The 24,973-nt window shown below is 64.4% G+C and carries 22 protein-coding genes and 1 pseudogene; 10 read left to right on the plus strand and 13 right to left on the minus strand.

Going from position 1 to position 24,973, the window contains the following annotated elements:
• The first annotated feature begins 23 nt into the window (after nt 1-23).
• A complete protein-coding gene (gene truA / locus HYN69_RS15485) occupies nt 24-794 on the plus strand; it encodes a tRNA pseudouridine(38-40) synthase TruA (protein WP_108436536.1) in 771 nt (256 codons plus the stop codon).
• On the opposite strand, the gene HYN69_RS15490 is transcribed toward truA, so the two are convergent.
• Both HYN69_RS15490 and HYN69_RS15500 read right to left on the minus strand, forming a co-directional pair.
• On the minus strand, nt 791-2,320 hold the full coding sequence (locus HYN69_RS15490; RefSeq protein WP_407925232.1) for an exonuclease domain-containing protein: 1,530 nt from the start codon (nt 2,318-2,320) through the stop codon (nt 791-793). The two genes, truA and HYN69_RS15490, sit on opposite strands and share 4 nt — an antisense overlap.
• Nucleotides 2,321-2,361: 41 nt before the next feature.
• Nucleotides 2,362-2,853 (minus strand): annotated as a pseudogene (locus HYN69_RS15500) (putative nucleotidyltransferase substrate binding domain-containing protein); the annotation flags it as partial.
• On the opposite strand from HYN69_RS15500, the gene HYN69_RS21960 reads away from it, so the two are divergent.
• Nucleotides 2,768-3,040, plus strand: a complete 273-nt coding sequence (locus HYN69_RS21960) for a hypothetical protein (RefSeq protein ID WP_407925233.1) — start codon at nt 2,768-2,770, stop codon at nt 3,038-3,040. The pseudogene HYN69_RS15500 and the gene HYN69_RS21960 sit on opposite strands and share 86 nt — an antisense overlap.
• Before the next feature lie 21 nt (nt 3,041-3,061).
• Entirely contained in the window at nt 3,062-3,343 is a 282-nt protein-coding gene (locus tag HYN69_RS15505) for a hypothetical protein (protein WP_108436537.1), read from the plus strand.
• Nucleotides 3,344-3,345: 2 nt separating this feature from the next.
• Here the strand turns inward: HYN69_RS15505 and HYN69_RS15510 are convergent, their stop codons facing one another.
• From HYN69_RS15510 to HYN69_RS15530, 5 genes are all read right to left on the minus strand, one after another.
• A complete protein-coding gene (locus HYN69_RS15510; protein ID WP_108436538.1) occupies nt 3,346-3,750 on the minus strand; it encodes a response regulator transcription factor in 405 nt (134 codons plus the stop codon).
• Between the two features lie 108 nt (nt 3,751-3,858).
• Entirely contained in the window at nt 3,859-5,727 is a 1,869-nt protein-coding gene (locus HYN69_RS15515; RefSeq protein ID WP_216824615.1) for an MFS transporter, read from the minus strand.
• A 145-nt stretch (nt 5,728-5,872) separates the two neighbouring features.
• Entirely contained in the window at nt 5,873-6,568 is a 696-nt protein-coding gene (locus HYN69_RS15520; RefSeq protein WP_230426439.1) for an adenylate kinase, read from the minus strand.
• Nucleotides 6,565-8,529, minus strand: coding sequence for an acetate--CoA ligase (acs, locus tag HYN69_RS15525; RefSeq protein WP_108436540.1), 1,965 nt, complete (start codon nt 8,527-8,529; stop codon nt 6,565-6,567). Before acs ends, HYN69_RS15520 begins: the two co-directional genes overlap by 4 nt.
• A 341-nt stretch (nt 8,530-8,870) precedes the next feature.
• Nucleotides 8,871-10,490, minus strand: coding sequence for a SulP family inorganic anion transporter (locus tag HYN69_RS15530; RefSeq protein ID WP_174213630.1), 1,620 nt, complete (start codon nt 10,488-10,490; stop codon nt 8,871-8,873).
• Between the two features lie 213 nt (nt 10,491-10,703).
• Here HYN69_RS15530 and HYN69_RS15535 point away from each other — a divergent pair, with 213 nt between their 5' ends.
• Nucleotides 10,704-11,177, plus strand: a complete 474-nt coding sequence (locus tag HYN69_RS15535) for a pyridoxamine 5'-phosphate oxidase family protein (RefSeq protein WP_108436541.1) — start codon at nt 10,704-10,706, stop codon at nt 11,175-11,177.
• A 184-nt stretch (nt 11,178-11,361) separates the two neighbouring features.
• Here the strand turns inward: HYN69_RS15535 and HYN69_RS15540 are convergent, their stop codons facing one another.
• The 3 genes from HYN69_RS15540 to HYN69_RS15550 form a co-directional block, all read right to left on the minus strand.
• Nucleotides 11,362-13,653: a glycosyl hydrolase family 28-related protein gene (locus tag HYN69_RS15540; RefSeq protein WP_108436542.1), complete on the minus strand. Its 2,292-nt coding sequence runs from the start codon at nt 13,651-13,653 to the stop codon at nt 11,362-11,364.
• A 295-nt stretch (nt 13,654-13,948) separates the two neighbouring features.
• Nucleotides 13,949-14,362 carry a DUF4864 domain-containing protein gene (locus HYN69_RS15545; protein ID WP_108436543.1) on the minus strand — a complete coding sequence of 138 codons (414 nt, stop codon included), beginning with the start codon at nt 14,360-14,362 and terminating at the stop codon, nt 13,949-13,951.
• Between the two features lie 86 nt (nt 14,363-14,448).
• Complete coding sequence (locus HYN69_RS15550; protein ID WP_108437253.1) at nt 14,449-16,029, minus strand: lysine--tRNA ligase; 1,581 nt, start codon at nt 16,027-16,029, stop codon at nt 14,449-14,451.
• Between the two features lie 137 nt (nt 16,030-16,166).
• On the opposite strand from HYN69_RS15550, the gene HYN69_RS15555 reads away from it, so the two are divergent.
• Nucleotides 16,167-16,568: a tellurite resistance TerB family protein gene (locus HYN69_RS15555; RefSeq protein ID WP_174213665.1), complete on the plus strand. Its 402-nt coding sequence runs from the start codon at nt 16,167-16,169 to the stop codon at nt 16,566-16,568.
• Between the two features lie 120 nt (nt 16,569-16,688).
• Here HYN69_RS15555 and dacB read toward each other — a convergent pair whose 3' ends face one another.
• The gene (gene dacB, locus HYN69_RS15560) at nt 16,689-18,152 is read right to left on the minus strand and encodes a D-alanyl-D-alanine carboxypeptidase/D-alanyl-D-alanine endopeptidase (protein ID WP_108436545.1); all 1,464 of its coding nucleotides are present in this window, start codon (nt 18,150-18,152) and stop codon (nt 16,689-16,691) included.
• A 198-nt stretch (nt 18,153-18,350) separates the two neighbouring features.
• Nucleotides 18,351-18,947: a nicotinate-nucleotide adenylyltransferase gene (locus HYN69_RS15565; protein ID WP_108436546.1), complete on the minus strand. Its 597-nt coding sequence runs from the start codon at nt 18,945-18,947 to the stop codon at nt 18,351-18,353.
• Nucleotides 18,948-19,055: 108 nt separating this feature from the next.
• Between HYN69_RS15565 and ettA the strand changes: the two genes are divergently transcribed.
• From ettA to HYN69_RS15590, 5 genes are all read left to right on the plus strand, one after another.
• Nucleotides 19,056-20,711 (plus strand): energy-dependent translational throttle protein EttA, encoded by a 1,656-nt coding sequence (gene ettA / locus HYN69_RS15570; protein ID WP_108436547.1) that lies wholly within the window; start codon nt 19,056-19,058, stop codon nt 20,709-20,711.
• Nucleotides 20,712-20,831: 120 nt separating this feature from the next.
• The gene (locus HYN69_RS15575) at nt 20,832-21,590 is read left to right on the plus strand and encodes an acyltransferase family protein (protein ID WP_108436548.1); all 759 of its coding nucleotides are present in this window, start codon (nt 20,832-20,834) and stop codon (nt 21,588-21,590) included.
• A 440-nt stretch (nt 21,591-22,030) separates the two neighbouring features.
• The gene (locus tag HYN69_RS15580; protein WP_108436549.1) at nt 22,031-22,237 is read left to right on the plus strand and encodes a cold-shock protein; all 207 of its coding nucleotides are present in this window, start codon (nt 22,031-22,033) and stop codon (nt 22,235-22,237) included.
• 119 nt (nt 22,238-22,356) lie between these two features.
• Nucleotides 22,357-23,289 carry an alpha/beta hydrolase gene (locus HYN69_RS15585; RefSeq protein ID WP_108436550.1) on the plus strand — a complete coding sequence of 311 codons (933 nt, stop codon included), beginning with the start codon at nt 22,357-22,359 and terminating at the stop codon, nt 23,287-23,289.
• 44 nt (nt 23,290-23,333) lie between these two features.
• Nucleotides 23,334-24,035 (plus strand): class II aldolase and adducin N-terminal domain-containing protein, encoded by a 702-nt coding sequence (locus HYN69_RS15590; RefSeq protein ID WP_230426440.1) that lies wholly within the window; start codon nt 23,334-23,336, stop codon nt 24,033-24,035.
• 96 nt (nt 24,036-24,131) lie between these two features.
• Here the strand turns inward: HYN69_RS15590 and HYN69_RS15595 are convergent, their stop codons facing one another.
• On the minus strand, nt 24,132-24,962 hold the full coding sequence (locus HYN69_RS15595) for an alkaline phosphatase family protein (protein ID WP_108436552.1): 831 nt from the start codon (nt 24,960-24,962) through the stop codon (nt 24,132-24,134).
• Nucleotides 24,963-24,973: the final 11 nt, after the last annotated feature.

Consider the following 24,973-nt stretch of genomic DNA (forward strand, 5'->3'; position numbering starts at 1 on the left):
CCCCGATCCGCTAACCCCGCCCCATGCCCCGCTACGCCCTTCTCATCGAATATGACGGCATGCCCTTCAACGGCTGGCAACGCCAATACGGCGGCCAACCCACCGTGCAGGCGTCGATCGAGGCGGCGCTGGCAAAACTCGAACCCGGCCCCCACACCATCGCCGCCGCTGGCCGCACAGATACCGGCGTACACGCCACCGGTCAGGTCGCCACAGTCGATCTTGCGAAAGACTGGGACCCCTTCCGCCTGCAAGGGGCGCTGAACTACCACCTGCGCCTGACCCCCATCGCCATCCTGCGCGTCGTGATCGTGGCACCCGACTTCCACGCCCGCTTCTCGGCGCTGGAACGGCGCTATCTCTTTCGCCTAGTCGCCCGCCGCGCGCCCATGGCGCTGGACAAGAACCGCGTCTGGCAAGTGCTCGACCCGCTCGACCTTGCGGCGATGCAACAAGGTGCCGCCCATTTGATCGGCAAGCACGATTTCACCACCTTCCGCTCGTCGCTCTGCCAAGCCAAAAGCCCGGTGAAAACGCTCGACGAACTGACCATCACCGCACAGGAAATCCCCACCGGCACCGAATACCGCTTCACGCTGCGGGCGCGGTCCTTCCTGCACAATCAGGTCCGCTCGATCGTCGGCACGCTGCACCGCGTCGGCACCGGCGGCTGGCCGCCCGCCCGCGTCGCCGAAGCCCTCGCCGCCCGCGACCGCGCCGCCTGCGGGCCGGTCTGCCCGCCGCAGGGCCTGTATCTCACCGGCGTCGGCTACAGCGAAGACCTCTTCGCCTAGCCCAAAGGCTCGTTCAGGTCAGCAAGCAGCCGCCCGTGCCGCCGCACCTCGGCCAGCACCGCGCCAAACGTGCCATGTCCCCGCCCGCGCAGCATCGGCAGCATCTCGAGCAGCGCATCCGCCGTGGCCAGCGTATCGCCCAACGCCGTGGGCCGCGCCTCGTCCGGGATCACGATGCCAAGCCGATGGCACAGCGCATCCAGCGAATGCACGTCATGCTGGCCATAAAGCACCGCCGACAACAGCACCGTGTCAAAGATCGGCATATCGAAGCGCAGCCCCAGCCCCGCCTCGCGCCGCCGCAGGAATTGCATGTCGATGGGCGCGTTATGCGCCACCAGCACCGCCCCTTGGGCAAAGGCGTGAAACCGCCGCAACGCCTCGTTTACGCCGACCGCATCGGCCACCATTGCGTCGGTGATGTCATGCACCGCCGTGGCCCCGGCCGGAATGGCGCGGCCGGGATTGACCAGCATGTCGACCGCCTCGCCTGCCACGCGCCGCCCGTTCACGATCCGCACGGCGGCGATCTGCACGATCTCGTCGCCCTGCGCGGGCAAAAGCCCGGTCGTTTCGGTGTCGAACACCACATAGGTCAGGTCTTCCAGCCGCGCCTCGGCCAAAGCCTCGTTCCGCACCTTGCCCAGCAGGTCAAAGTCATAGACCACCGCCCGCACCGCAGGGGCAGGCCGCCCCACATCGCGCCGCGCCTGCGGGATCGGCAGGCACAGCGCATAGCCGCCCTGCGCCGCTTCGGGCCACAGCTCGATGCGATGCGCGGCAAGCACGGCTTGGCCCGTCACATCAGGCCCCCCCGCCTCGACCGCTTCGCCCAGCCAATCACCAAGCTGCTTGACAGCAAGCGGCGCACCCGACCAGTAAAGCCGGATCGCAGCGCCCCCGTCCTCTTCGGCCACGGCAATACGGAACCCCGTGGCCCCCACCGAAACCGCCAGCCGCCTCGCAAGGCCCGACAGCAGCGCAATCACCTCGAACCCGTTGCAGCGCAGCAAAAGCGGGTCGGTCGCAACCCCCGCCACCGCCAGCCCCTCGGCCTCGATCCGTGCGCGCAGCCCATCGGCCAGATCGGCGGCCCGCACCGTAGCCAGCGGCCAATCCTCTGCCCCCGCTGCTCGCGCTGCCGCGCCATATCGGTCACCGCCGCGACCGGCCGCATCCGTCCCGCCAGCACCCGTGCCCCCTTGACCGAAGCGCACAACAGGTCTGACGCCGCCATGTCGCCCGCCGCCAGCAAGCGCCCGTAAGCCATGCGGATCGGTCCCCCGCGCCGTCATCATCAGGATCTTCACATCCTCAAGCGCAGGGTCCAGCCGCACCCCTTGGCAAATCTCGTAGCCCGACACGTCCGGCAACATCACATCGAGCAGCACCAGATCGGGATGAGTCTGCCGGATATGGTCAAGCGCCACCCCGCCCGACGCGATGCGGTCATAGGCATAGCCATCCCGCGTGATCAGATAATCCAGCGCGATGGCGATGTTGTCCTCGTCCTCGATCACCAGCACACGCGGCTTGGGCGTGCCTGTGACGTTTGGCGACAGTGCTTTTCGCCCGCCCTTATCTGGTCGGCCTGATTGGCCAGCCGCCTGCGGGCGATCAGGTCGTAAGCCTCGATCAGGTCGCGCGCCCCGGAAGCCGAGATGATCCCCGCCGCCTCCGCCGCTTCAAGCCGCTTGCGCGTATTTGCCGCCGTCAGCCGCCCGACCAGCGCATAGACCCGCCCCAGACCGGTGACCGGCACAACCCCGTTGTGCTTCATGTCGATATGGTTCTTGTGCTCGCCCGACCGGATCGTGGCAAAGCCGCGCAACAGGCCCAAGGGCGGCGCGTGTTTCAGCGAATTGCCAACCATATGCGCGACAAAGATCGAATTGCGCGCCGCCATCTCCAGCGTTTCCGCCTGCAAATCGGCAAACAACCCCGCCTCGCCCCCGATGGGCCGCAGATCGAACATGACCGAAGCCAGCATCTGCGCCATCGGATCGGGCTTTGCCACCCAACCCGCGAAGTATTCCTTCCACACCCGCAGCGGCTGGCACGAGCAGTTTCGGTATCCGCGCCGTCAAGACAGCCAGATCGGCCACCCCTTCGGCCACCGCCGCATCGCGCACGAACTGCGCCGACGATATCGCCTGAAACCGCGTCAGGTCGGTCTGCGTCACCATCGCCACCAACGACAAAGCGACGAAGGGCATGGCGCACGGCGCGGCGCTCCGTTAGGTTGAAGCCAATCGCAGGAGACGCATATGACCCTTGGACAGTTGCTCTTTTCCCAGTTGACCGACCCGTTCCGCATCGTCCTGCTGATCGGTCTCGTCTACACGATGATGCGCACGCGCCCCGTCACGGGAACTTTGGTCCCGCTCGCCTCGGGCGTGGCGTTCGTGGCTGTCATCATACCCGTCACCCTGACCACGGGTATGGGTGAACCGATGTGGCGGCAGATCGCTGCGGGCCTCGTCGCCAACAGCATCATCCTCGGCATCGTGCTCGGCCTCTGGTCGCTCTATAACCGTCTGCGCGGCTAGGCTCAGCCCGTCGGGGGCGACAGCAGTCGCCAAACCTCACCGCGCAGCTTGCCCAGATCGAAGGGCTTGGCGATGAAACCGTCTGCCCCCTGTTCCAGCGCGCGGCGTTGCTCCTGCGCCGAACCGCGCGCGGTCATCATGAGCACACGCGTACCCGAAATCGCCGGATCGGTCCTGATCGCGACGCAGATATCGTAGCCCGAAACCTCGGGCAGCATGACGTCGAGAAGCACCAGATCGGGCCGCGTTGCCCGTATATGCGCCAAAGCGAAACCGCCATTCGAGACGCGGTCGCAGGCCATTCCCTCGCGGCTCACCACATAGTGCAGGGCGGTCGCGATATTGTCGTCATCCTCGACGACCAGAACCCGGTATCCGGGCGAAACTGACGCGTTACCGGGGTCCATGACGCACCTGCAAGGCAAAGGATGGGTTCATATCCATGTAGGGACTCGCCCGGCCAAAGACGACAGGGGCGCCACCGAAGCGCGCCCCTGTCATAAGTCACCCAAGGATCAATCCTTGAAGATGTCCTTCTTGTGCGTATTGCCCGGCACGAACAGCGTCCCGATCACCACGGTCGCAAGCGCGATCACGATCGGATACCACAGGCCACCGTACACCGACCCCGACTGCGCCGAGATCGCAAAGGCGGTCGCAGGCATCAGTCCACCGAACCAGCCGTTGCCGATGTGGTAGGGCAGCGACAGACCCGAATAGCGGATACGGGTCGGGAACAGTTCGACCAGCATGGCTGCAATCGGGCCGTACACCATCGTCACCAGCAGGATCAGATAGGTCAGGATGGCAACGATCGTCAGTTTCTGCGCGGTGAAGATGTCGAAGAAGTTCTGCGCCACCGCAACCGAGGTGTTGTCCTTGGCCACCAACGGATAGCCCGCAGCGGTCAAAGCGTCGTTCACAGCCTTGGTAAAGGCGGCAGGCTTGCCCTTCTCGGCATCCAGCGCAGCCTGTGCGGCGTCGATGGCAGCCTGATCGGTTCCGGCCTTGGCCGTTTCCAGCGCGGCGGTCAGTTCCGCCACGGCAGCAGCGTTTTCCGCACCGACATAGGACGGGATCTCGGTCTCGCCGACCTTGATCACAGCCAGAGCGCCCGCGTCAGCCGGAACGGTCTCGTAGTTCACCGACGACCGCGACAACAGCGCCTTGGCGATGTCGCAGGAATTGGTGAACTTGGCCGTCCCGACAGGGTTGAACTGGAACGAGCAGTTTTCCGGATCGGCGGTCACCGTCACCGGCGTCTGGTGCGCTGCGTAGAGGACCGGGTTGGCGGTCTTGGTCAGCAGCGGGAAGACGATCTGATAGGTCAGCGCGGCGATCAGGCAGCCCGCAAGGATGATCGGCTTACGGCCGATCCGGTCCGACAGCGCGCCGAAGAACAGGAAACCACCCGTGCCGAGGATCAGCGACCACGCCACCAGAACGTTGGCGGTGAAGCTGTCGACCTTGATCACGTTCTGCATGAAGAACAGCGCGTAGAACTGGCCCGAATACCAGACCACGGCTTGCCCTGCGACCAGACCGAACAGCGCGATCAACGCGATCTTGCCGTTCTTCCAGGTGCCGAAGGCTTCGCGCAGCGGCGCCTTCGAGGCCGAACCCTCTTCCTTCATCTTCTTGAAGGCGGGCGATTCGTTCATCTGCACGCGGATATAAAGCGAGATAAGCAGCAGGAAGATCGACCCGAGGAAAGGAATACGCCAGCCCCATGCGTTAAAGGCTTTCATCATCTGCGGCGTGCCATCTGCGTTCATCAGCGCGGCACCGGCAGCATCCAGAACCGGCTGGTCCGGATAGGCGCCGTTCACATAGCCCTGAACCGACAGGATGACGATCAGCGAAAGCAGCAGACCCAGCGTCGCCGTGGTCTGGATAAAGGCCGTGAAGTAGCCGCGCTGGTTGGCAGGCGCGTGTTCGGCCACATAGACTGCGGCACCGCCGTATTCACCACCCAGTGCCAGACCCTGCAGCATTCGCAGCGCAATCAGGATGATCGGAGCAGCCACGCCCCACGAATAATAGTTGGGCAGCAGGCCGACGATGAACGTCGAGACACCCATGATCAGGATCGTCATCAGGAAGGTGTACTTCCGGCCGATCAGGTCACCCAGCGACCCGAAGACCAGCGCGCCGAACGGACGCACGATAAAGCCGGCAGCAAAGGCCAGCAGCGCAAAGACGTTGCGCGTGGCTTCCGGGAACGGCGTGAAGAACTGCGCGCCGATGATCGCCGCGAGCGAGCCGTAAAGATAGAAATCATACCATTCGAAGATGGTGCCAGCCGAGGAAGCAAGGATAACCTTCTTTTCCTCTCCGGTCATGGGACGCGACCGGTCCCTGACGTTCATTTCCGTAGTTGCCATAAAGGCTTCCCTCCTTGTTGTCGGCCTCGACTGGGCCGCTTACCCTTCAATTGCGCCCCGCACCGCCTGTCCCTTGCGGAACTTTCCACCGGCGCGGACCGTCTCCTTCCCTGCCATGCCCGAACGTCGGACATGCCCTCCGTTGTCAGGCCGCCACGCCCTTCACGATGGCAGCCAGCCCCGCCCTGATACCGGCGATGGACCCCATCGCGTCGATCCGGTGCAGCAGACCCATGCCTTCGTAATAGGCGATCAGCGGAGCCGTCTGGGCGTGATAGGCCTTCAGCCTCTCGCGCACCGTTTCGGCATTGTCGTCGGCCCGGCGCTTCATCGCCGTCCCGCCGCATTTGTCGCAAACACCCGCCGTCGCGGGTTGCTTGAATTCGTCGTGATACCCCTCGCCGCACCCGGCGCAGGTATAGCGGCCCGACACGCGACCGATCATCGCCTCGTCGTCCACCTCAAGGCTGATCGCGGCAGTCACGCTTTGCCCCGCCTCGGCCAGCAGCGCGTCCAGCGCCGCAGCCTGCCCGTCAGTACGCGGAAACCCGTCGAGGATCACGCCCTTGCCCACATCGGGCGCCGCCATCCGGTCGCGCAGGATCGCCAGCACGATCGCATCCGACACCAGCTGCCCCGCGTCCATCACCGCGCGGGCCTGCTTTCCGGCCTCGGTCCCCGCAGCCACGGCGGCGCGCAAAAGGTCGCCGGTCGAAAGCTGGACCAGACCGAAATCCTCCTCCAGCATCCGCGCCTGCGTCCCCTTGCCCGCGCCGGGTGGCCCGAGCAGGATCAGCACGGCAGGCTTGGCCATGACCTCGCTGATACCCCCGTCGCTCATGCCTTATTCATCCGGTTGGCGATCAGGTCATCCACCACACTCGGATCGGCAAGGGTCGAGGTATCGCCCAAAGCGCCGAAATCATTCTCGGCGATCTTGCGCAAAATCCGCCGCATGATCTTGCCCGACCGCGTTTTCGGCAGGCCCGGCGCCCATTGGATCAGGTCCGGCTTGGCAATCGGCCCGATCTCGGTCCGCACCCATGCCTCCAGCTCCTTACGCAACGCCTCGGTCGGCTCGACCCCGCGCATCAGCGTGACATAGGCATAGATGCCCTGCCCCTTGATGTCATGCGGATAGCCCACCACCGCAGCCTCGGCCACCTGTGCATGGGCGACCAGCGCCGATTCCACCTCGGCCGTGCCCATCCGGTGACCGGAAACGTTGATCACGTCATCCACGCGGCCGGTGATCCAGTAATACCCGTCGCCGTCGCGGCGGCAGCCGTCGCCGGTGAAATAATAGCCGCGATACTGGCTGAAATAGGCCTCTTCGAAGCGCGCATGGTCGCCCCACAGCGTCCGCATCATCCCCGGCCAGCTGTCGGTGATGCACAGAACGCCATCCGCCTCGACCGCCGTCTGCAACGCGGCGTTCGCGGGGTCCAGCACCACCGGCTTGATCCCGAAGAACGGCTTGGTGGCCGACCCCGGCTTTTGCGGAATGGCCCCCGGCAGCGGCGTGATCAGATGCCCGCCGGTTTCGGTCTGCCAGAAGGTATCGACAATCGGGCAGCGCCCCTTGCCGACATTCACGTTATACCAGTTCCACGCCTCGGGGTTGATCGGCTCGCCCACCGTCCCCAGCAAGCGCAGGCTGGACAGGTCGTGCTTTTCAACCCACTCCGTTCCCATGCCCATCAGGCTGCGAATGGCGGTCGGCGCGGTGTAGAACTGCGTCACCTTGTGCTTGGCGCAAACCTCCCAGAACCGCCCGGCATCGGGATAGGTCGGCACGCCCTCGAACATGATCGTGGTCGCGCCATTGGCCAGCGGCCCGTAGACGATATAGCTGTGCCCCGTCACCCAACCCACATCGGCGGTGCACCAGAACACGTCGCCGTCGTGGTAATCAAAGGTGTATTTATGCGTCATCGACGCATAGACCAGATACCCGCCCGAGGTATGGACAACCCCCTTGGGCTTTCCCGTCGATCCGCTGGTATACAGAATGAAGAGCGGGTCTTCCGCCCCCACTTCGGTATAGGCGCAATAGGGCTTTGCCGCCGCCATTTCCGCCTTGACGTCGAAATCGCGCCCTTCGGTCCAATGCGTCTGGTCGCCGGTGTGCTTGACCACAAGGCACTTCACCGAATCCTTGCAATGCAGCAGCGCCTGATCCGTGTTGCTTTTCAGCGCCGTCTTCTTCCCCCCGCGCGGGGCGAAATCGGCGGTAATCACCACCTTGGCCTCGGAATCGTTGATCCGGTTCGCCAGCGCATCCGGCGAGAACCCACCGAACACCACCGAATGGATCGCCCCGATCCGCGCGCAGGCCAGCATCGCATAGGCCGCCTCGGGGATCATCGGCAGATACAGCACCACGCGGTCGCCCTTTTGCACGCCATGCGCCTTCAGCACATTGGCCATGCGGCAGGTCTGCTCCAGCAGTTGCGCGTAGCTGATATGCAGCGCCGGCACCTTCGGATCATCCGGCTCCCAGATGATCGCCGTCTGGTTCGCACGGGTCGCCATATGCCGGTCGATGCAATTGGCCGACACGTTCAGCGTGCCATCCTCGAACCACTTGATCGACACCTTGCCGTACTCAAAGGTCGAATTCTTGACCGTGGCGTAATCCTTGATCCAGTCGATCCGCTGGCCTTCCTCGCGCCAGAACGCATCCGGATCGGCAACCGAAGCGGCATACATCCGCTCGTATCCCGCCGCATCGATATGCGCCTTTGCGATGAAATCGGCCGAGGCCGTGTAAGCCCCCGTTGCTTGCGCGGTATCCGCCATAGTCAGTCCTCCAAGGATCACGGGCCGTCACCCGTTTGCAATCGGGCGGTCAAAAGACCATCCCCCGAACCCGATTGCACCATAACCTGATCGTCAATTTACATCTAACTCTAATTGCCGCAACGATTTTTCTGTAAATAAATTCACAGAAAGTCGGTGAAATCTGTCAACGTTCGGTAAAGTCCGCCAAAATCACAATGCATTCAACAGCATGTGATCTGCTCGTTTTGCCTACCACGCAGGCAGAAAAAGAACGGCTGTCCGCCTCGCACCCCAATGGCGCGATTTGCCGCAACCTCTGTGCGCCAAGGTTCATCAAGCCTTCACGAATCGCGGGCGAATCACCCGCCTGCGCTGTTTGCGCTCACATCCAGCGCGGCCAGATCGGGCAGGAACCGCGCCTCGACCCCGTGGTGCCGGAACGCGTCAGCCACCGCTGGCCGCGCCCCCACGATCACCAGCCGCCCGCCCCGCCGCGCCAGCTTGCGGCCCAAAAGCAGGAACGACCGCACGCCTGACGAATCCACCATCGGCACATCGGTCAGGTCCACCACGAACTCGCGCGGCCGATCCGCGATGCGCTCCAAGACCGATCCCAGCCGCGCCGCGGCGCCAAAGAACCATGGCCCCCGCATCCGGCAAATCACGCGGTCACCATCATCGGTTGCAAAGGGCATCTCGCCCTCGACCTCGGCCGCCTCCGACATGCGCGCGATGAACACAAGGCCCCCCAGCGCGAAGCCCGCCACTATGCCCTCGGTCAGGTCACGGAACACCACAAGGCCAAAGGTCACCAGCAGCACCGCCGCCTCGGCCCGCCCCGACCGCAACAGCTGCCAGAATTCTTCCTTCTCGGCCATGTTCCACGCGACCACCGCCAGCACCCCCGCCAAAGCGGCCAGCGGAATGAACCCCGCCAAGGGTGCCGCCACCAGCATGAAGGCCAGCACGAACAGCGCATGCAGCATCCCCGACACCGGCCCCCGCGATCCGGCACGCACATTCGTCGCCGTCCGGGCAATCGTTCCGGTCACGCAAAAACCGCCGAACAGCGCCGACCCGATGTTCGCCACCCCCTGCGCCACCAACTCGGCATTGCTGCGATGCTGCCGCCCGCTCATCCCGTCCGCCACCACCGCCGACAAAAGCGATTCAATCGCCCCCAGCAGCGTGAACGACAGCGCCCAAGGCAGCGCCGCCCACAGCTTGCCCGCGTCCAACACGGGCAAGGCAGGCGCAGGCGGCACCCGTGGCAATTCGCCGAACTTCGACCCGATGGTCGCCACATCCACCCCCAGCACGGCGACAAGAACAGACGCCGCGCCCACCGCCACCAGCATCCCCGGCCAACCCGGCCGCCACCGCTTGACGCCCTGAATGACCGCCACCACGCCCGCCGCCACCGCCAAAGCCGCAGGCGTCACCGTCCCCCGCGCCGCCCAAAGCGCCTGAACCTTGGCCACAAAGGCCGCAGGCTCGCCCCCCGGCAGCGTCAACCCCAACAGGTCGCGCAACTGGCTGGCAAAGATGATCACCGCGATCCCCGCCGTGAACCCCACCGTCACCGGATAGGGAATGAACCGCACATATGTCCCCAGCCGCAACGCCCCCGCCGCGACCAGCAGGAACCCGGACAGAAAGGTGGCCAATATCAACCCCTCCACCCCCGTCGCCATCACGCAGGCCGCGACCAGCACGATAAAGGCCCCCGCAGGCCCGCCGATCTGATACCGCGACCCGCCAAGCGCCGACACGAGGAACCCGCCCACGATGGTGGTGTAAAGCCCCCGCTCCGGCCCGACCCCGCTTGCAATCGCGATCGCCATCGAAAGCGGCAGGGCGACGATCGCCACCGTCAGCCCCGCCACCGCATCGGCGCGAAGATCGGCCCATCGGTACCCCTCGCGCCAGACGGTCACGATCTTGGGCAGAAACTGCGGCAGGGGGACGGAAGCGGTCATAATGTCTGGACCATGTTGGAATGCCGGCAGCAAATGCCTGCAAGCGGGCAAAGTCAACGTGTTCGAGGCAATGGCGCCAATCCATCGCAAAACAGCGGCGCAAGGCTTCCGGCAGGGCGGGCTGTGCGCGATCCATACCGTTCCGCAACTTCGAAAAGTTGCGCCCGACCCAAGACCCGCGCTACCCTTGCCTGCCCGAATAAAAGGCCCCCGATGCCCCGCGATCCCATCCAAGACGCCACGCCCGACGCCATAGCCCTCGCACGGGCGCTCCTCGCGCAACCCCACGCCGCCCTCGCCGTGACCGATGCCGATGGCACCCCCGCCATTAGCCGCATCGCCTTTGGCACCTCGCCCGCAGGACCGCTTACCCTGATCTCGAACCTCGCCCCGCATTTCGCGGCGCTTGCCGCCAACCCCGCCTGCGCCCTTCTGCTCGGTGAACCGGGGCCAAAGGGCGACCCGCTCACCCACCCGCGCCTGATGCTGAAAGCGGCCGCAACCTTCATCGCCGCAGCCGACCCCGCCCGCCCCGCCCTGCGCGACCACTGGCTCGCCACCCACCCAAAGGCCAAACTCTACATCGACTTCGCCGATTTCGCCTTTGTCCGCTTCACCCTCGTCTCGGCCTTCCTGAACGCAGGCTTCGGCAAGGCCCACCGCCTCGACCCCGAAACCCTGCTCTGACCCCCGCCCTGCTTCTCCTTGGCTCAAATATCCTGCAGGGGGGGGCGCGGGAACCGCGACGGGGGCGGCAAACGCCCCCCTCTGCGAGCCGAAGGCGAGTAAATGCAGCGCGCGGCCCCTTGGCCGCGCTCCGTTTGGCAAAAAGGGCGGCCCCGCAGGACCGCCCCGAAACCCGGCAAAACCCTCAGGTGGGGTTGTCGCAGCGGATGGTCACATTCACCTTGCCCCGCACCGCGACAGGCCAGCGCAAATGCACCTGCGTATTCGCGGCCCCCTGCTCGGTCAGCGTAAAGGGCATCGCATATTGCGCCACGTTCGACGCATTGGTCACAGCCCCTTCGGCCACGATTCCCGTGACATTCCGCGCCCGCCCGCCAAAGGGAAAGAACCCCCCGCCCTCGACAACCCAGGTATCCGCCGCCGTGGTCTGGGTATGTTCGATTTCCAGCGGCGACATGGTAATCTGCGCCACACCGTTATAGGCATTGGCCTCGAACACGATGTTGCGATACCGCCCGGTATCGAGCGACGCAAAGGTTGTATCCATCCGGTCCACACGGTCGATCCCGCCATTCACCGTGCGGAACGCATTGTCGGTTATGGTCAGCCCGTTGATGAAATGCCCCGCCCCGCGCGGCGTGACCACCAGCCAGCGGAACGACGCCGCCACATCGTTCACCGTAAAGATGTTGCCGCTGATCGTCAGCCCGCCGAAAGAAAAGCCCGAAGACACCAGCGCAGGCACCGCTTCATGCTCGTTCGACCATTCGATGAAGCAATTGTCGACGTAATTGCCGCTGAACAGCGTCTTGACGTTGGGCGAGGTCAGCACCACCCCCGCCCGCCGCGTGCCGTCGGTCTGGTCGTCGCCCTGGAAGAAGTGGTTGCCGATGAACATGTGCCCCGCCCCCGCCATTACGGCAAAGGTGGCAAAGCGCACCACGCGGTTGTCGCGTATCTTGGTGTCGTTGGCATTCACGTTCATCGCAATCGTGGTGCGGTTCTGCGCGGGCAAGGGCTGCTCGTTCGACAGGAACTGGCAGGTGTCGACCATCATCCCCTGACATCCCGACCCGATCGAGGTGATCCCGCGGTCCTTGGGCCGGTTGAACACCGCATTCTCGATCCGGTTCGCCAGCCCCACCATCGGCAGCATCAGGCACGAGGCCTCGCCATTGCCGTTGAACTCGATCTCGCGGATTTCAAAGCGCGTCAGGTTCTGGAACCCGCTGAAGTCGAGCAGGTAGCGATAGCGTTCAAAGGTGAACGTCCGCGTGCCAGCGGCGGCAAAAAGCGGCTGGCTCAACTCCAGCGTCCCCGCCCCCACGTTCCTGCCCGAAACGTAAACCTCGCGCCCCACGCCCGTGCCGCTGACCCGCGCACCGACCGGAATATTGGCCACATTCTGCACCCCCGTCAGCCGCGTGGGCGCCGTGACGGCATAGGTCGCGACCGATGTCGACACCGCCGTATCCCAGGCCGCCCCCGCCACGGCGTTCAACTGCCCGTTCATCAGCACGCGCCGCTGCGTCAGGCTGGTCAGCCCCGCGATGGCCGCCACATCCAGCGGCTCGACCAGATCGACGCGCCGCCCCGACAGATCCAGCGTCACATGGTCCGAGAAATAGAACAGCGCCTGCAACGCCTTCCTGAACCCCGCAAGCTCCGACCCGAAGGCCGCCGCATAGGTGTCGAGATCGTAATTCCGCGTGCAGATCAGCCGCGAAGCGGCAGGCATCACCAACCGGCCCTGAAAGCGCACCGCGTTGTTGAAGGTCAGGTTGCCCGCAATCGCGTAATTGCCCTCCGACACCATCACCGACCGCCCGTTCGCCGCCGCATCCGCCGCCGCGAAAGCCGCCGTGTCGTCGGTCACCCCGTCGCCCCGCGCGCCGTAATCGCGCACATCGACCCAGTCGAGCAGATTACGCAGGAAAACCTCGGTCACATCCTCGACCACGATATCATCGATCCGCACCACTCCGCCCGAAGGCCCGGTCAGATCAATCCCGAAATGGCCGAATGCCGGGGCCGTGCCCCAGACCATGTCCACCCCGCCCCGGTTACCCGACCCGATGATCGCCTGCACCGTCACCACCGAGCCATAGGCGGTCAGCGCCACCGAAGGCCCGACCTGCACAGCACTTGTCACGTTGGTCCCGTTCGCGGCTTCGGCAAAACCGGCGATGCGGACCTGCGGAAAGTTTCCTGCCACGCATTTCACCCGCGCAGTCACCCGCAGATACATGCCGGGCAGAAAGGGAATGCGCTGGAACGAGCGCAGCTTCTGCGTCGTCGTGGTCTTTTGCAGTTCCAGACAGCCGCCGAAATCCTGATCGGCGGGCACGAAAGCCGCGTTGGGCTGTGCAGCCCAACTGCCCTGCCCCGGCATCCCCTCCTCACGCGACCAAAGGTTCAAGCCCGCTGCAAACGCAGGCGGCATCAAGACCAGCCCGTCGGTAATCGCCTTGTTCATCCCGTCACCCTCGCCCGTTGCGTCAGGGCAAAGGAAGTATCAAGCAGGGGTTAACCCGCCCCGAACCCACCGCACGCTGCGCCCGCGCCCACGATTTTTCTGCGAAAAATCAGGCGCAGCGCCCAAGTCTGCGCGCCAGAAGATAGGGGGGCCAGAAGATAGGGGGGCCAGCCCCCTTCGGCCTATGGCCTCATCCCCCCGGGATATTTGGACCAGCGTGAAAGACGTAAGCAAACCGACGAAACCGGCAACAACGCGAGCAGGTTCGCGGGAATTTTCGCAGAAAATTCGTGGCTCAGGCCCCGACCCCCGGTTCGGGCAGCAGTTGGACGGCGTTGATCTGCCAGCCATCGGGCGTGTCAATCATCTGGTATTCCAGCATATGCGTCCGCCCGCCCTGATCGGTGATCATCACCTTCTGCCACAGCCGCCCCGCCACATCGCGCGACCCGAGCATCTTCACCTCGCCCGGCCGGTGCACCATCGGATAACCTTGGGTCACCATCGCGCCAAAAGCCTGCGGCGTCATGAAAATGCCCTTGATCGTGGGCGAGGCATAGGTGAAGGCCCGCTCGAAATCATCCGCCTTGAAGGCGTCGAGCTGGTTCAGGATCGTCTGCTGCATCGGGCTTTCCTGCGCCGCCGCAGGCAGCATCAGGCCGAAGACAGCGCAGACCAGAAAGGCAAGTCGCAAGGCAAGGGTTCGCATCGGCTGGCTCCTTTCGCGAAACGCATCACGAAAAGCCTAGACCGGGGTTGCCCCCGGTCAATGCATCCTGCCGATATATGGCCGGATCAGGCCACCAATTCGCCGCGCAAGGCCCGATCCATCAGCGCAACCGTCTCGTCCACGCCGTAAAGCGCCACGAACCCGCCGAAACGAGGCCCGTCCGATGCACCCAGCAGAACTTCGTAAAGCGCCTTGAACCAGTCGCGCAGCGGCTCGAACCCGTGCTCCTTGCCCACCGCAAAGACCATCGACTGCAAGGCCTCGTCGTCCAAGCCCCCGTCCCACGCCGCCAGCCGCGCGCGCAGGTCATCCATCGCCGCCCGCTCCATATCGGTCGGCAGGCGGAACGTCCGCGTAGGCGCGATCTTGTCGGCGAAATAACGCACCGCAAAGCCCGCCGCCGCGTCGAGGTCGGGGTTGCCCTCGGGCGAGGCATCGGGCGCATAGCGCCGGATAAAGCCCCACAGCCCCTTGGCATCCTTGGCCCCCGCCACAGACGCCAGATTGAGCAGCATCGAGAACGGCACCACCATCTTCGACGCGGGCGGGTTGCCACCGTGGATATGCCAGACCGGGTTGTTGACCTGCGCGTCGACATCCTGCGCCCCGTAAGCCCGCAATTGCTGGTGATATTCGTCCACCGCCCGCGGGATCACGTCGAAATGCATCCGCTTCGCCGTCTTGGGCTTTTGATACATGAAATACGACAGGCTTTCGGTCGCGGCATAGGTCAGCCATTCGTCGATGGTCAGCCCGTTGCCCTTGGACTTGCTGATCTTCTGCCCCTGATCGTCCAGGAACAGCTCATAAGTCATGTGGTTCGGCTTGCGCCCGCCCAGCACTTCGCAAATCCCGTCATAGATCGGGGTGTTGGTGGAATGGTCCTTGCCATACATCTCGAAGTCGACACCCAGCGCCGCCCAGCGCGCGCCGAAATCGGGCTTCCATTGCAGCTTCACATTGCCGCCCGTGACCGGCAACGTCCATTCGCGGCCATCCTCGTCGTCAAAGGTGATCGTGCCATCCTTGGCGTTCACCTCTTTCATCGGCACGTAAAGCACACGCCCAGTCACCGGATGAATCGGCAGAAAGGCAGAATAGGTCTTCTGCCGCTCGTCCCGCAACGACGCCAACATGATCGCCATGATCGCGTCATAGCGTTCGGCGGCCAGCCGCAACGTATCGTCGAACTGTCCCGATTTGTAAAACTCGGTCGCGGAAATGAATTCATATGCGAACCCGAAAGTGTCGAGGAAACGCCGCAGCATGGCGTTGTTATGCGCGCCGAAACTGTCATACTCGCCATAAGGGTCCGGCACGCTGGTCAGCGGCTTTTGCATATGCTGGCGCAACATGTCCTGCTGCGGCACGTTTTCGGGCACCTTGCGCATTCCGTCCACATCGTCGGAAAAGCAGATCAGCCGCGTCGGGATGTCGCTGACAATCTCGAAGGCGCGGCGGATCATTGTCGTGCGCGCCACCTCGCCAAAGGTTCCGATATGCGGCAGGCCTGACGGGCCATAGCCGGTTTCGAACAGCACATATCCCTTTTCCGGCGCCTTCTTCTCGTAGCGTTTCAGGATGGCGCGGGCCTCTTCAAAGGGCCAGGCTTTCGATTTCATCGCAGCATCGCGCAAAGCAGACATCGCGGGCATCCCATTCCGGTCCAAAGGCCCCGTGCCCTTGGCAAAACATCGCGTCCGTCTATTGCCGCCCCCGCTCCGCGTCAATAATCTAAGGGCTTACCCATAAGGAATCCGTACCCGTGTCCGAATCGTCGCCCATGTCGCCCCAAGACGCCCTGATCGCCGTGATGGTCGCCTGCTCGGCCTCGGACGAGAACATGCGCACCGCCGAACTCGTCGCCATCCAGCGCATGGTCAACCACATGCCGGTTTTCGCAGGCTACGACCTCGACCGCATCCGCCGCATCAGCCAGATCGTCTTCGACCTGTTCGAGGAAGAAGACGGCCTCGACGCCCTCTTCGGCCTGATCCGCGATGCCCTGCCCGAACGCCTGAACGAGACCGCCTATGCGCTCGCCTGCGACGTGGTCACCGCCGATGGCAAGCACAACGAGGTCGAACTTCGCATGCTCGAAGAGGTGCGCGAGGAACTGAGCATCGACCGCCTGCACGCCGCAGCCATCGAATGGGGCGCCCGCGTGCGGCACATGACCCCCTGACCCCCACCCCGGCCCTCTCCCACGGGGGGAGGGAGGCACCCTTTCCGCCAAGGTCAGCAGCGCCGGACGCGTCGAAAGATGAGTATTTAGGCAAAGGTGAAGGGGCAAGGGCAGCGCCCTTCAGACATAAAGCCCCGCCCAGCGGTTCACCAACTGCCCCTGCAACCGCCGCGCCTTCTTGAGCCAGGTCTTGCCGCCTGCAGGCTGCTCGCGCTCGTCCCGCGACAGAGCATCGCGGCGCGTGGTATCGGCGCAATAGATCGCGAAGGCCATCTCGCGCCCCTTCGGCGGCTGGATATACCCCACCAGCCCCGACACGAAATTCAGCGTCCCCGTCTTGCCGATCACCCTGACGGAACTGTCGATCTTCGCCCCGTCCTCGCCCTTCATCCCCAGATCGCGCAGCACCGTCTTCAATGGCCCGCCCATCGGCGTGCCCTGCGCCGCCACCAGCGCCCGCACCATCTCGACCGGGGCAACCCGCGACGCCGCCCCCAGACCCGAATGGTCCACGAACCGCGCCTGCATCCCGAATCGCATCCGAGCCCAATCCGACATCGCCCCGCCCGAGTCCGCAAGGCCCCCCGCACCGCTCGCAGACAACCCCATCACCTCGGCCGTCAGGTTGGTCGACCAGCGCAACATCCGCCTCAGCACGTCGGGCAAGGGGTCACCCACCACTTGCGCCAGCACCATGCCGCCCGTTACCGTCCCTGCTTCCACAGGCTCGGGCAAGCGCAGCCCCTGCGCGGCGCAAAGCGTCTGGAACACCTCGCCTGCGTAAAGTGCCGGGTTCCGCACCGGCAGCCAGCGGCTTCCACCCTTGCCCAGCGCCCCGCGCGACACGGTCCAATCCTCGGCCCCGCCCCGCGCCTTATAGGTAAAGAGCGGCCCCTCGCGGTCCACCACCTTCATCCGCGCCATGCGAACCAAGGGCACGAAGCGTTCGCCCCGCGCATCCATCTGCACCGCATAACCGCCGCCATCCCGCTTCCATTCGAAATTCACGCGGTTGTAGTTCAGGTTCAACCCCGAGATCGCCGGATTATACCCGACATGCTCGGGCTGGTCGGCGGCGATTTCCTCGATCCATGGCAAGGCCCCGCCCGCCACCAGAAACCGCCCCGTCACGCCGCGCACACCCGCCTGCGCCAGCGCCGCGGCCAGATCACCCAGATCGTCGGTATCGAGCTCCGGATCACCCGATCCCGCCAGCACCAGATCGCCCTGCACCACCCCGCCCGAAACGGGACCCAAAGCCACAACCCGCGTGACGAAACGATGCGCCGTCCCCAACCGCTCCAAAGCGTAAAGCGAGGTGATCACCTTGGCCGTGCTCGCAGGCGGCAAGGGGTCGGTCGCGTGGACCGCCTCGAGCATCTCGCCCGTCCGCGCGTCGGCCAGACAGAAGCCGACATCCCCGCCCAAGCCCGCCGCCGCGATCAGCGCATCGGCAGATCCAGCCGCAGTGGCAACCACTCCATCGCGCACAGGCGGGCGCGGCGACACCAGCAAACCCTCGGCCAGCGCAGGCGATGCCACCCCCGCCAGCAATCCCGCCAGAACCGACCGCCGCGAAACCATACCCGCATCTCCCGAAAACCATACCCGAGGCTAACGGCACACCTCCGCTCCGCGCAACCCCGCACCCTTTCACGCTGGCTCAAATATCCTCAGGGGGTGAGGCGCTTTGCGCCGAGGGGGCGGAACGCCCCCTGAACCCGCCGCGCCAAAGCGCGGCTCATGGCTTGCCCGCTCTTGCGGGCTCGATTTGACAAGCGGCTAACGCCGCCAGTCGCCCCGCGCCCGGATCTCGCTCGACGATGACCCGTCCATCGGCAGGTTCACGAAACACCAGACCGGCGCGCCGCGCATCCGCAACACCTCGCCCCGCCCGACCCGCTCGCCGCTGAACACCCGCGCCGCCACGCTGTTGCGCGCGCGCACGCCCCAACCGGGCCGCGCCAGCACCCCCACCGGCACGCGCCGCAAAATCTCTTGCCACCGCTCCCAGCGATGGAATTGCCCGAGGTTATCCGCACCCATCAGCCAGACAAACCGCACCCCCGGATACAACGCCTGCAACCGCGCCACCGTATCCGCCGTCCGCACCGTGCCAAGCCGCGCTTCCAGATCCGTCACCACCACCCGCGGGTCGCGCATCACCGCCCGCGCCCGCGCCATGCGGTCCGCCAACGGCGCAGGCCCGTGTTCCTTAAGCGGATTGCCGGGCGACACCAGCCACCACACGCGGTCCAGCCCCATCCGTTTCAACGCCTCGCGCGTGATGTGCACATGCCCGCGATGCGCCGGATCGAACGACCCGCCGAGCAATCCGATCACCATCCCCTTCGCGGCTACCGGAAACCCTGCCCGCACGCGCCCACTCCCCGCCTAGAACGGCAAAACCCGAACCACCCCACGTTGCCCTTGTCCAGCATTATCGCTACATAGCGACCAACCCGAAAAGCGATCAGGAGCGGCACGATGGCCTCGTATCAATACGTCTATCACATGGAAGGCGTCTCCAAGACCTATCCCGGCGGCAAGAAGTGCTTTGAAAACATCCACCTGAACTTCCTGCCCGGCGTCAAGATCGGCGTCGTCGGCATCAACGGTTCGGGCAAATCCACCCTGCTGCGCATCATGGCCGGACAAGACACCGATTTCAAAGGCGAGGCTTGGGCGGCAAAAGGCGCCAAGGTCGGCTACCTGTCACAGGAACCCTACCTCGACCCCGCGCTCGACGTGAAGGGCAACGTCATGCTGGGCGTGGCCAAGCAACAGGCCGTGCTTGACCGCTACAATGAACTCGCAATGAACTACTCGGACGAAACCGCCGACGAGATGGCCCAACTGCAAGACCAGATCGACGCCGAGAACCTGTGGGAACTCGAAGCCACCGTCGGCGTGGCGATGGACGCCCTGCGCTGCCCGCCCGACGATGCCGATGTCGAAAGCCTGTCGGGCGGTGAACGCCGCCGCGTCGCGCTGTGCAAGCTGCTGCTCGAAAAGCCCGACATGCTGCTGCTCGACGAACCGACCAACCACCTCGACGCCGAATCCATCGCCTGGCTGCAAAAGCACCTGATCAACTACAAGGGCACGATCCTGATCGTCACCCACGACCGCTATTTCCTTGACGACATCACCTCGTGGATCCTCGAACTCGACCGCGGCCGCGGCATCCCGTACGAGGGCAACTATTCCGCATGGCTCGACCAAAAGGCCAAGCGCATGCAGCAGGAAGCGCGCGAGGATAAGTCCAAGCAAAAGGCGCTCGAAAAGGAACTGGAATGGATCCGCGCCGGGGCCAAGGCCCGTCAGGCGAAATCCAAGGCCCGTATCCAGCGCTACAACGACATGGCAGGCCAGACCGTTCTGGAACGCTCGTCGACCGCGCAGATCATCATCCCCAACGGCGAACGCCTCGGCAGCAAGGTGATCGAGGTGACGGGCCTCAAGAAAGCCATGGGCGACCGTCTGCTGATCGAAGACCTGTCCTTCACCGTCCCGCCGGGCGCCATCGTCGGCGTCATCGGCCCCAATGGTGCGGGCAAATCCACCCTGTTCCGCATGATCACCGGTCAGGAAAAGCCCGACGAGGGCACGATCACGCTGGGCGATACCGTCCACCTCGCCTATGTCGACCAGTCGCGTGACGCGCTCGACCCGAACAAGACCGTTTGGGAAGAAGTCTCGGGCGGCTCCGAGGTCATCCACCTCGGCGACATGGAGATGAACTCCCGCGTCTACACCGGCGCCTTCAACTTCAAAGGCACCGACCAGCAGAAAAAGGTCGGCCTCCTCTCGGGCGGGGAACGCAACCGCGTCCACATGGCCAAACTCCTGCGCGCGGGCGGCAACGTCCTCCTGCTCGACGAACCGACCAACGACCTTGATGTCGAAACCCTTCAGGCGCTCGAATCCGCGATCGAAGATTTCGCAGGCTGCGCCGTGATCATCAGCCACGACCGCTTCTTCCTCGACCGCCTCTGCACCCACATCCTCGCCTACGAAGGCGACGCCCATTGGGAATGGTTCGAAGGCAACTTCCAATCGTATGAGGAAGACAAGGTCCGCCGCTTGGGGCCCGATTCCATCGAACCCAAGCGCGTCAAATACAAACGCTTCAGCCGCTAAGGCCGATCGCCCGCGCAACCGGCAAAAGCCCCGACCCCGTCGGGGCTTTTGTTTGCCGCAAGGGCGAATTCGTGATCTGGTGCATCTGTCGCGAACCGCCGACAATAACGAGTAAAATTTATGACCGACGCGCCAATTCACGGCACGGCACGCCTCGAAGCGGTCGACAGCCTGCGCGGCATCGCCGCAACCGGCGTGGTCATCGTCCATTCCCTCGCCATGTTCGACCTCGGCCCGACCGGCGTTACAGGTATCGGATACCTCGTGCTCGGCGTGCCGCTCTTCTTCGTCATCAGCGCCTTTTCCATGTCCCTCGCCTATGACGGTGGCATCGCGACCGCCGCCGCATGGAAACGATACGCCCTTCGGCGCTTCTTCCGCATCGCTCCCCTGTTCTACGTGATGCTCGCCGTCTGGCTGGTCTATTACCACCACCTCGGCAGCCCCTTCGGCGGGATCGGCATGCTGGCCACCAACCTCACCTTCATCTTCGGCTTCACCCAAGACGGCATCGTCCCCGCCGGTTGGTCCATCGGGGTCGAGCAGACCTATTCCCTGCCCGTCCCTCTTTCGCTTGTCACAGGCTGGAGCCTCGCGTTCTTCCTGATCGTCCTGTCGCAATCCCTCGGCGCGACCGTCCTCCTCGACAATCGCGTGACCCGCTTTCTCGGCAAGATCAGCTACAGCCTCTACCTGTCACACCCCTTTGTCATCTATGCGACAGGCATCCCGCTGCTCGTCAAAGGCTGGTTGGGCGCGCCCACCCTTGCCCTCGCCGTTCCCTTGGTCACGCTGGCTTTGGCCGTTCCGGTGGCCTTGGCGCTCTATCACCTGATCGAACGCCCCTTCATGTCGCTCGGCCGCCGCCTGACCCCCTGACAGCCGGAACCTCGCCCAACCGGCCCGCGTTGCGCCTCGACCCTGACGAAAGGCACCCCCATGCGCGGCATCCTCGCCTGGCTGATCGGCATTCCGATCCCGATCATCATCATCCTCTATTTCCTTGACGTGTTTTAACCCTTTTGCCCGTTTCGTCTGCGCCGACTGTGCATAGGCTGCGCATCGCCGATCTGCCGCTTTTTCGGGCAACCGCGCCCCCGCCGCCAAAGGCATGTTCCCCGCCTCGCCCGCACCCCGCAGCGCATAACTTTCGATGCAAAAAATCTTGATTTTTGGTTTTTCCGTGCTCATATCGCCTCTGCGACGTTAACTACACTCGACTTCTGTCTACCGGTTCTACCGGCGCCAGCATCGAAAAGCTGACGGGGCCAGGTCGCCGCACAGTGCGGGCGGCAAGACATGCGACAGAGGAGTTCACGATGGCCAAGGGCACCGTGAAATGGTTCAATGAAACCAAAGGCTACGGCTTCATCGCCCCCGAAGGTGGCAAGAAGGACGTGTTCGTTCACATCACCGCTCTGGAACGTGCGGGCCTGCGTGGCCTGAAAGACGGCCAGGCCGTAACCTTCGATATCGAAGCAGGCCGTGACGGCCGCGAATCGGCGACGAACCTCTCGCTCGCCTGATCTCGTAAAGCCACAGTTCGCATGGGGCGCGGCCTGGCGGTCGCGCCCTATGTCATTCCCGACACCGCTTCGTCGCCAACCCGCTTGCCCCGCAGGGTCGGTCGGCCCAGACTGACCCCATGAAACCCGATTACGACACCCTGATCGACCCCGCAACATGGGCCTTCATCCGCGCGACGGATGCAGCCTATCCCCCTGATACGGCTACACTTTCCATCGCAGACCAGCGCGCCATCTACGACCGGATGTGCCGTGCTTTCCACCGTGGCTACCCCCCCGGCGTCACCGCCAACGACCGCCCCTTTGGCGGCGTGCCCTGCCGCCACTATCCCGGCAGCGACGCCACGGTCATTTACTTCCACGGCGGCGGATTTGTTGTAGGCGGGTTACACAGCCACGACGACATCTGCGCCGAAATCCGTGCAACATGCGGATTTCACGTGGTTTCCGTCGATTACCGGCTCTGCCCCGAACACCCGCATCCCGCCGCCTTTCATGACGCTTTGGCAGCAACCCGCGCCATTTCCGCCACACTCAGCCACCCTATCCTCCTCGTGGGCGACAGCGCAGGCGGAAACCTCGCCGCCGCCACCGCACATGCAACCCGTGGCGAAGCCCTTGGAGTCGCGGGACAAATCCTCATCTACCCCGGCCTCGGCGGCAACAAAGACACCGGCAGCTACCTTACCCACGCGACAGCCCCCATGCTGACCCGCGACGATGTGCTGTTCTACGCCAGCATCCGCCACGCAGGCACCGAACCCGCCCCCGACCCCAGCTTCGTCCCGCTTTGCGACCATGATTTCAACGGCTTGCCCCCCACCCTCGCCATCGCTGCCGAATGCGACCCGCTCGCCGACGACGCCAGCACCTACGCCGCCCGCATCATCGCCGCAGGCGGCAAAGCCCATGCCGTTACCGAACCCGGCCTCGTCCACGGCTACCTCCGCGCCCGCCACAGCGTCCCCCGCGCCAAGGCCAGCTTCGCCCGCATCACAGCCGCCATCACCGCCTTCGCAGCAGGGGAATGGCCTTACGGAGACCGCTCATGAACGCCCCCATTCCGAACCTAACCCATTGGAAAGAAAGATGCGAAATGGCCGCCGCCTTCCGGTGGACCGCGCATCTCGGCATGAACGAGGCGGTCGCCAACCACTTCTCGCTCGCCACCAACCCGCAAGGCACCCGCTTCCTGATCAACCCCAACGGCCGCCATTTCGCCCGCATCACGGCGTCCTCGCTTATCGAGATCGACGCCAACGACCCCGAAACGATGAACCGCCCCGACGCCCCCGATCCCACCGCATGGGGACTGCACGGACAGGTCCACCGCGCCCTGCCGCACGCCCGTTGCCTGATGCACGTCCATTCGATCCACGCCACGGTTCTTGCCAGCCTCGCCGACAGTCGCCTTCCGGCCATCGACCAGAACTCTGCCATGTTCCACAACCGCCAGATTGTCGATGACCACTACGGCGGCATGGCCTTCGAGGCCGAAGCCGCCCGCTGCGCCCAGTTGCTGGCGGACCCCAAGATCACCACCATGATCATGGGCAGTCACGGCGTGCTCATCGTCGGCCAGACTCCGGCGGAAACCTTCAACCGCCTCTATTATTTCGAACGCGCCGCCGAGACCTATATCCGCGCCCTGCAAACCGGCAGGCCGCTGCGCTATCTGTCTGAAGAAATTGCCGAAAAGACCGCACAGGAATGGGATTCCTATGCCGGTGCCGCCGATTTCCACATGGCCGAAATCCGCGCCCTGCTCGATGAACAAGGCGCAAACTACGCGACCTGACCCCCCGTTCATCCTTGCGGCAAATACTCTGGGTCGTTCATCGGTTTCGCCATCGGTTCAAGAAACCGATGGACGGGGGGCAAAGCCCCGGCGCTTTCAGCCCATGAACGGCTTGGCCTTCATCGTCGCCGGCACCGCCACCCCCATCCGCGTCAGGATCGAAGGGGCCAGCGCCAACTGGTCCAGAACCACGTCAGCACCGGGCATTTCGGCGTCACCAAAGTAATAGAACGCAAAATCCTGCTGCAATTCGCCGGTCCCGCCGTGGTGCCCGCGCTCGTCCTGCCCGTGGTCGGCGGTCACGATCACCTCGTAACCCTTGTCGCGCCAGCGCTGGACAAAGGGCGCCAGCATCGCATCCATCACGTAGCAGGCGTTATCCATCTCCTCGCAATCATGGTAAAAGCGGTGCCCCATGCTGTCGAGCGTGCAGGTGTGCAGCATCCCGTAATCGATGCCCTTCACCTCGCACAAGCGGGTCAGCGTGGCGAACAGGTCCACGTCGCTGGGCGTCATCTGGTTGATGTTGCCGTAGCCGGTCATGGTGTGGAACCGCCCGTGGTGGATCGGCCCCGCATCTTCATCATATTCGATATCGCGCACCAGATCGAAGGGCGCGCGCTGGAAGAATTCCGACCAGAAGGAATGGGCCACAGCCCCCGTCCGCTTGCCCGCCCCCGCCAGCGCCGAAAACACATCGGGCAGGTCCAGCTTCCGCACCGCCTCGTTGCCCCAGACATGGTGCACCTGCGGCGGCACACCGGTATGGATCGACGCGTAGCAGGACGCCGAGGTCGAGGGCAGCACCGCCCGCATCCGCCAGACCCGCGCATCGCCCGCCTTTACCCAGCCTTCCAGATTGCCGAACAACCGCCGCCAGTTGCGATAGGGCACGCCGTCGATGATGATCAGAAGCAGTTTTTGCACAGGGTCGTTCC

This window comes from Gemmobacter aquarius (genome assembly GCF_003060865.1).
Classification (GTDB): Bacteria; Pseudomonadota; Alphaproteobacteria; order Rhodobacterales; family Rhodobacteraceae; genus Paragemmobacter; species Paragemmobacter aquarius.

Excerpts from the sequence above, each read along its gene's own strand:
- truA (WP_108436536.1), top strand. The coding sequence starts at position 24 with ATGCCCCGCTACGCCCTTCTCATCGAATATGACGGCATGCCCTTCAAC.
- HYN69_RS21960 (WP_407925233.1), top strand. The coding sequence starts at position 2,768 with ATGACCGAAGCCAGCATCTGCGCCATCGGATCGGGCTTTGCCACCCAA.
- HYN69_RS15505 (WP_108436537.1), top strand. The coding sequence starts at position 3,062 with ATGACCCTTGGACAGTTGCTCTTTTCCCAGTTGACCGACCCGTTCCGC.
- HYN69_RS15510 (WP_108436538.1), bottom strand. The coding sequence starts at position 3,750 with ATGGACCCCGGTAACGCGTCAGTTTCGCCCGGATACCGGGTTCTGGTC.
- HYN69_RS15515 (WP_216824615.1), bottom strand. The coding sequence starts at position 5,727 with ATGGCAACTACGGAAATGAACGTCAGGGACCGGTCGCGTCCCATGACC.
- HYN69_RS15520 (WP_230426439.1), bottom strand. The coding sequence starts at position 6,568 with ATGAGCGACGGGGGTATCAGCGAGGTCATGGCCAAGCCTGCCGTGCTG.
- acs (WP_108436540.1), bottom strand. The coding sequence starts at position 8,529 with ATGGCGGATACCGCGCAAGCAACGGGGGCTTACACGGCCTCGGCCGAT.
- HYN69_RS15530 (WP_174213630.1), bottom strand. The coding sequence starts at position 10,490 with ATGACCGCTTCCGTCCCCCTGCCGCAGTTTCTGCCCAAGATCGTGACC.
- HYN69_RS15535 (WP_108436541.1), top strand. The coding sequence starts at position 10,704 with ATGCCCCGCGATCCCATCCAAGACGCCACGCCCGACGCCATAGCCCTC.
- HYN69_RS15540 (WP_108436542.1), bottom strand. The coding sequence starts at position 13,653 with ATGAACAAGGCGATTACCGACGGGCTGGTCTTGATGCCGCCTGCGTTT.
- HYN69_RS15545 (WP_108436543.1), bottom strand. The coding sequence starts at position 14,362 with ATGCGAACCCTTGCCTTGCGACTTGCCTTTCTGGTCTGCGCTGTCTTC.
- HYN69_RS15550 (WP_108437253.1), bottom strand. The coding sequence starts at position 16,029 with ATGTCTGCTTTGCGCGATGCTGCGATGAAATCGAAAGCCTGGCCCTTT.
- HYN69_RS15555 (WP_174213665.1), top strand. The coding sequence starts at position 16,167 with ATGTCGCCCCAAGACGCCCTGATCGCCGTGATGGTCGCCTGCTCGGCC.
- dacB (WP_108436545.1), bottom strand. The coding sequence starts at position 18,152 with ATGGTTTCGCGGCGGTCGGTTCTGGCGGGATTGCTGGCGGGGGTGGCA.
- ettA (WP_108436547.1), top strand. The coding sequence starts at position 19,056 with ATGGCCTCGTATCAATACGTCTATCACATGGAAGGCGTCTCCAAGACC.
- HYN69_RS15575 (WP_108436548.1), top strand. The coding sequence starts at position 20,832 with ATGACCGACGCGCCAATTCACGGCACGGCACGCCTCGAAGCGGTCGAC.
- HYN69_RS15580 (WP_108436549.1), top strand. The coding sequence starts at position 22,031 with ATGGCCAAGGGCACCGTGAAATGGTTCAATGAAACCAAAGGCTACGGC.
- HYN69_RS15585 (WP_108436550.1), top strand. The coding sequence starts at position 22,357 with ATGAAACCCGATTACGACACCCTGATCGACCCCGCAACATGGGCCTTC.
- HYN69_RS15590 (WP_230426440.1), top strand. The coding sequence starts at position 23,334 with ATGGCCGCCGCCTTCCGGTGGACCGCGCATCTCGGCATGAACGAGGCG.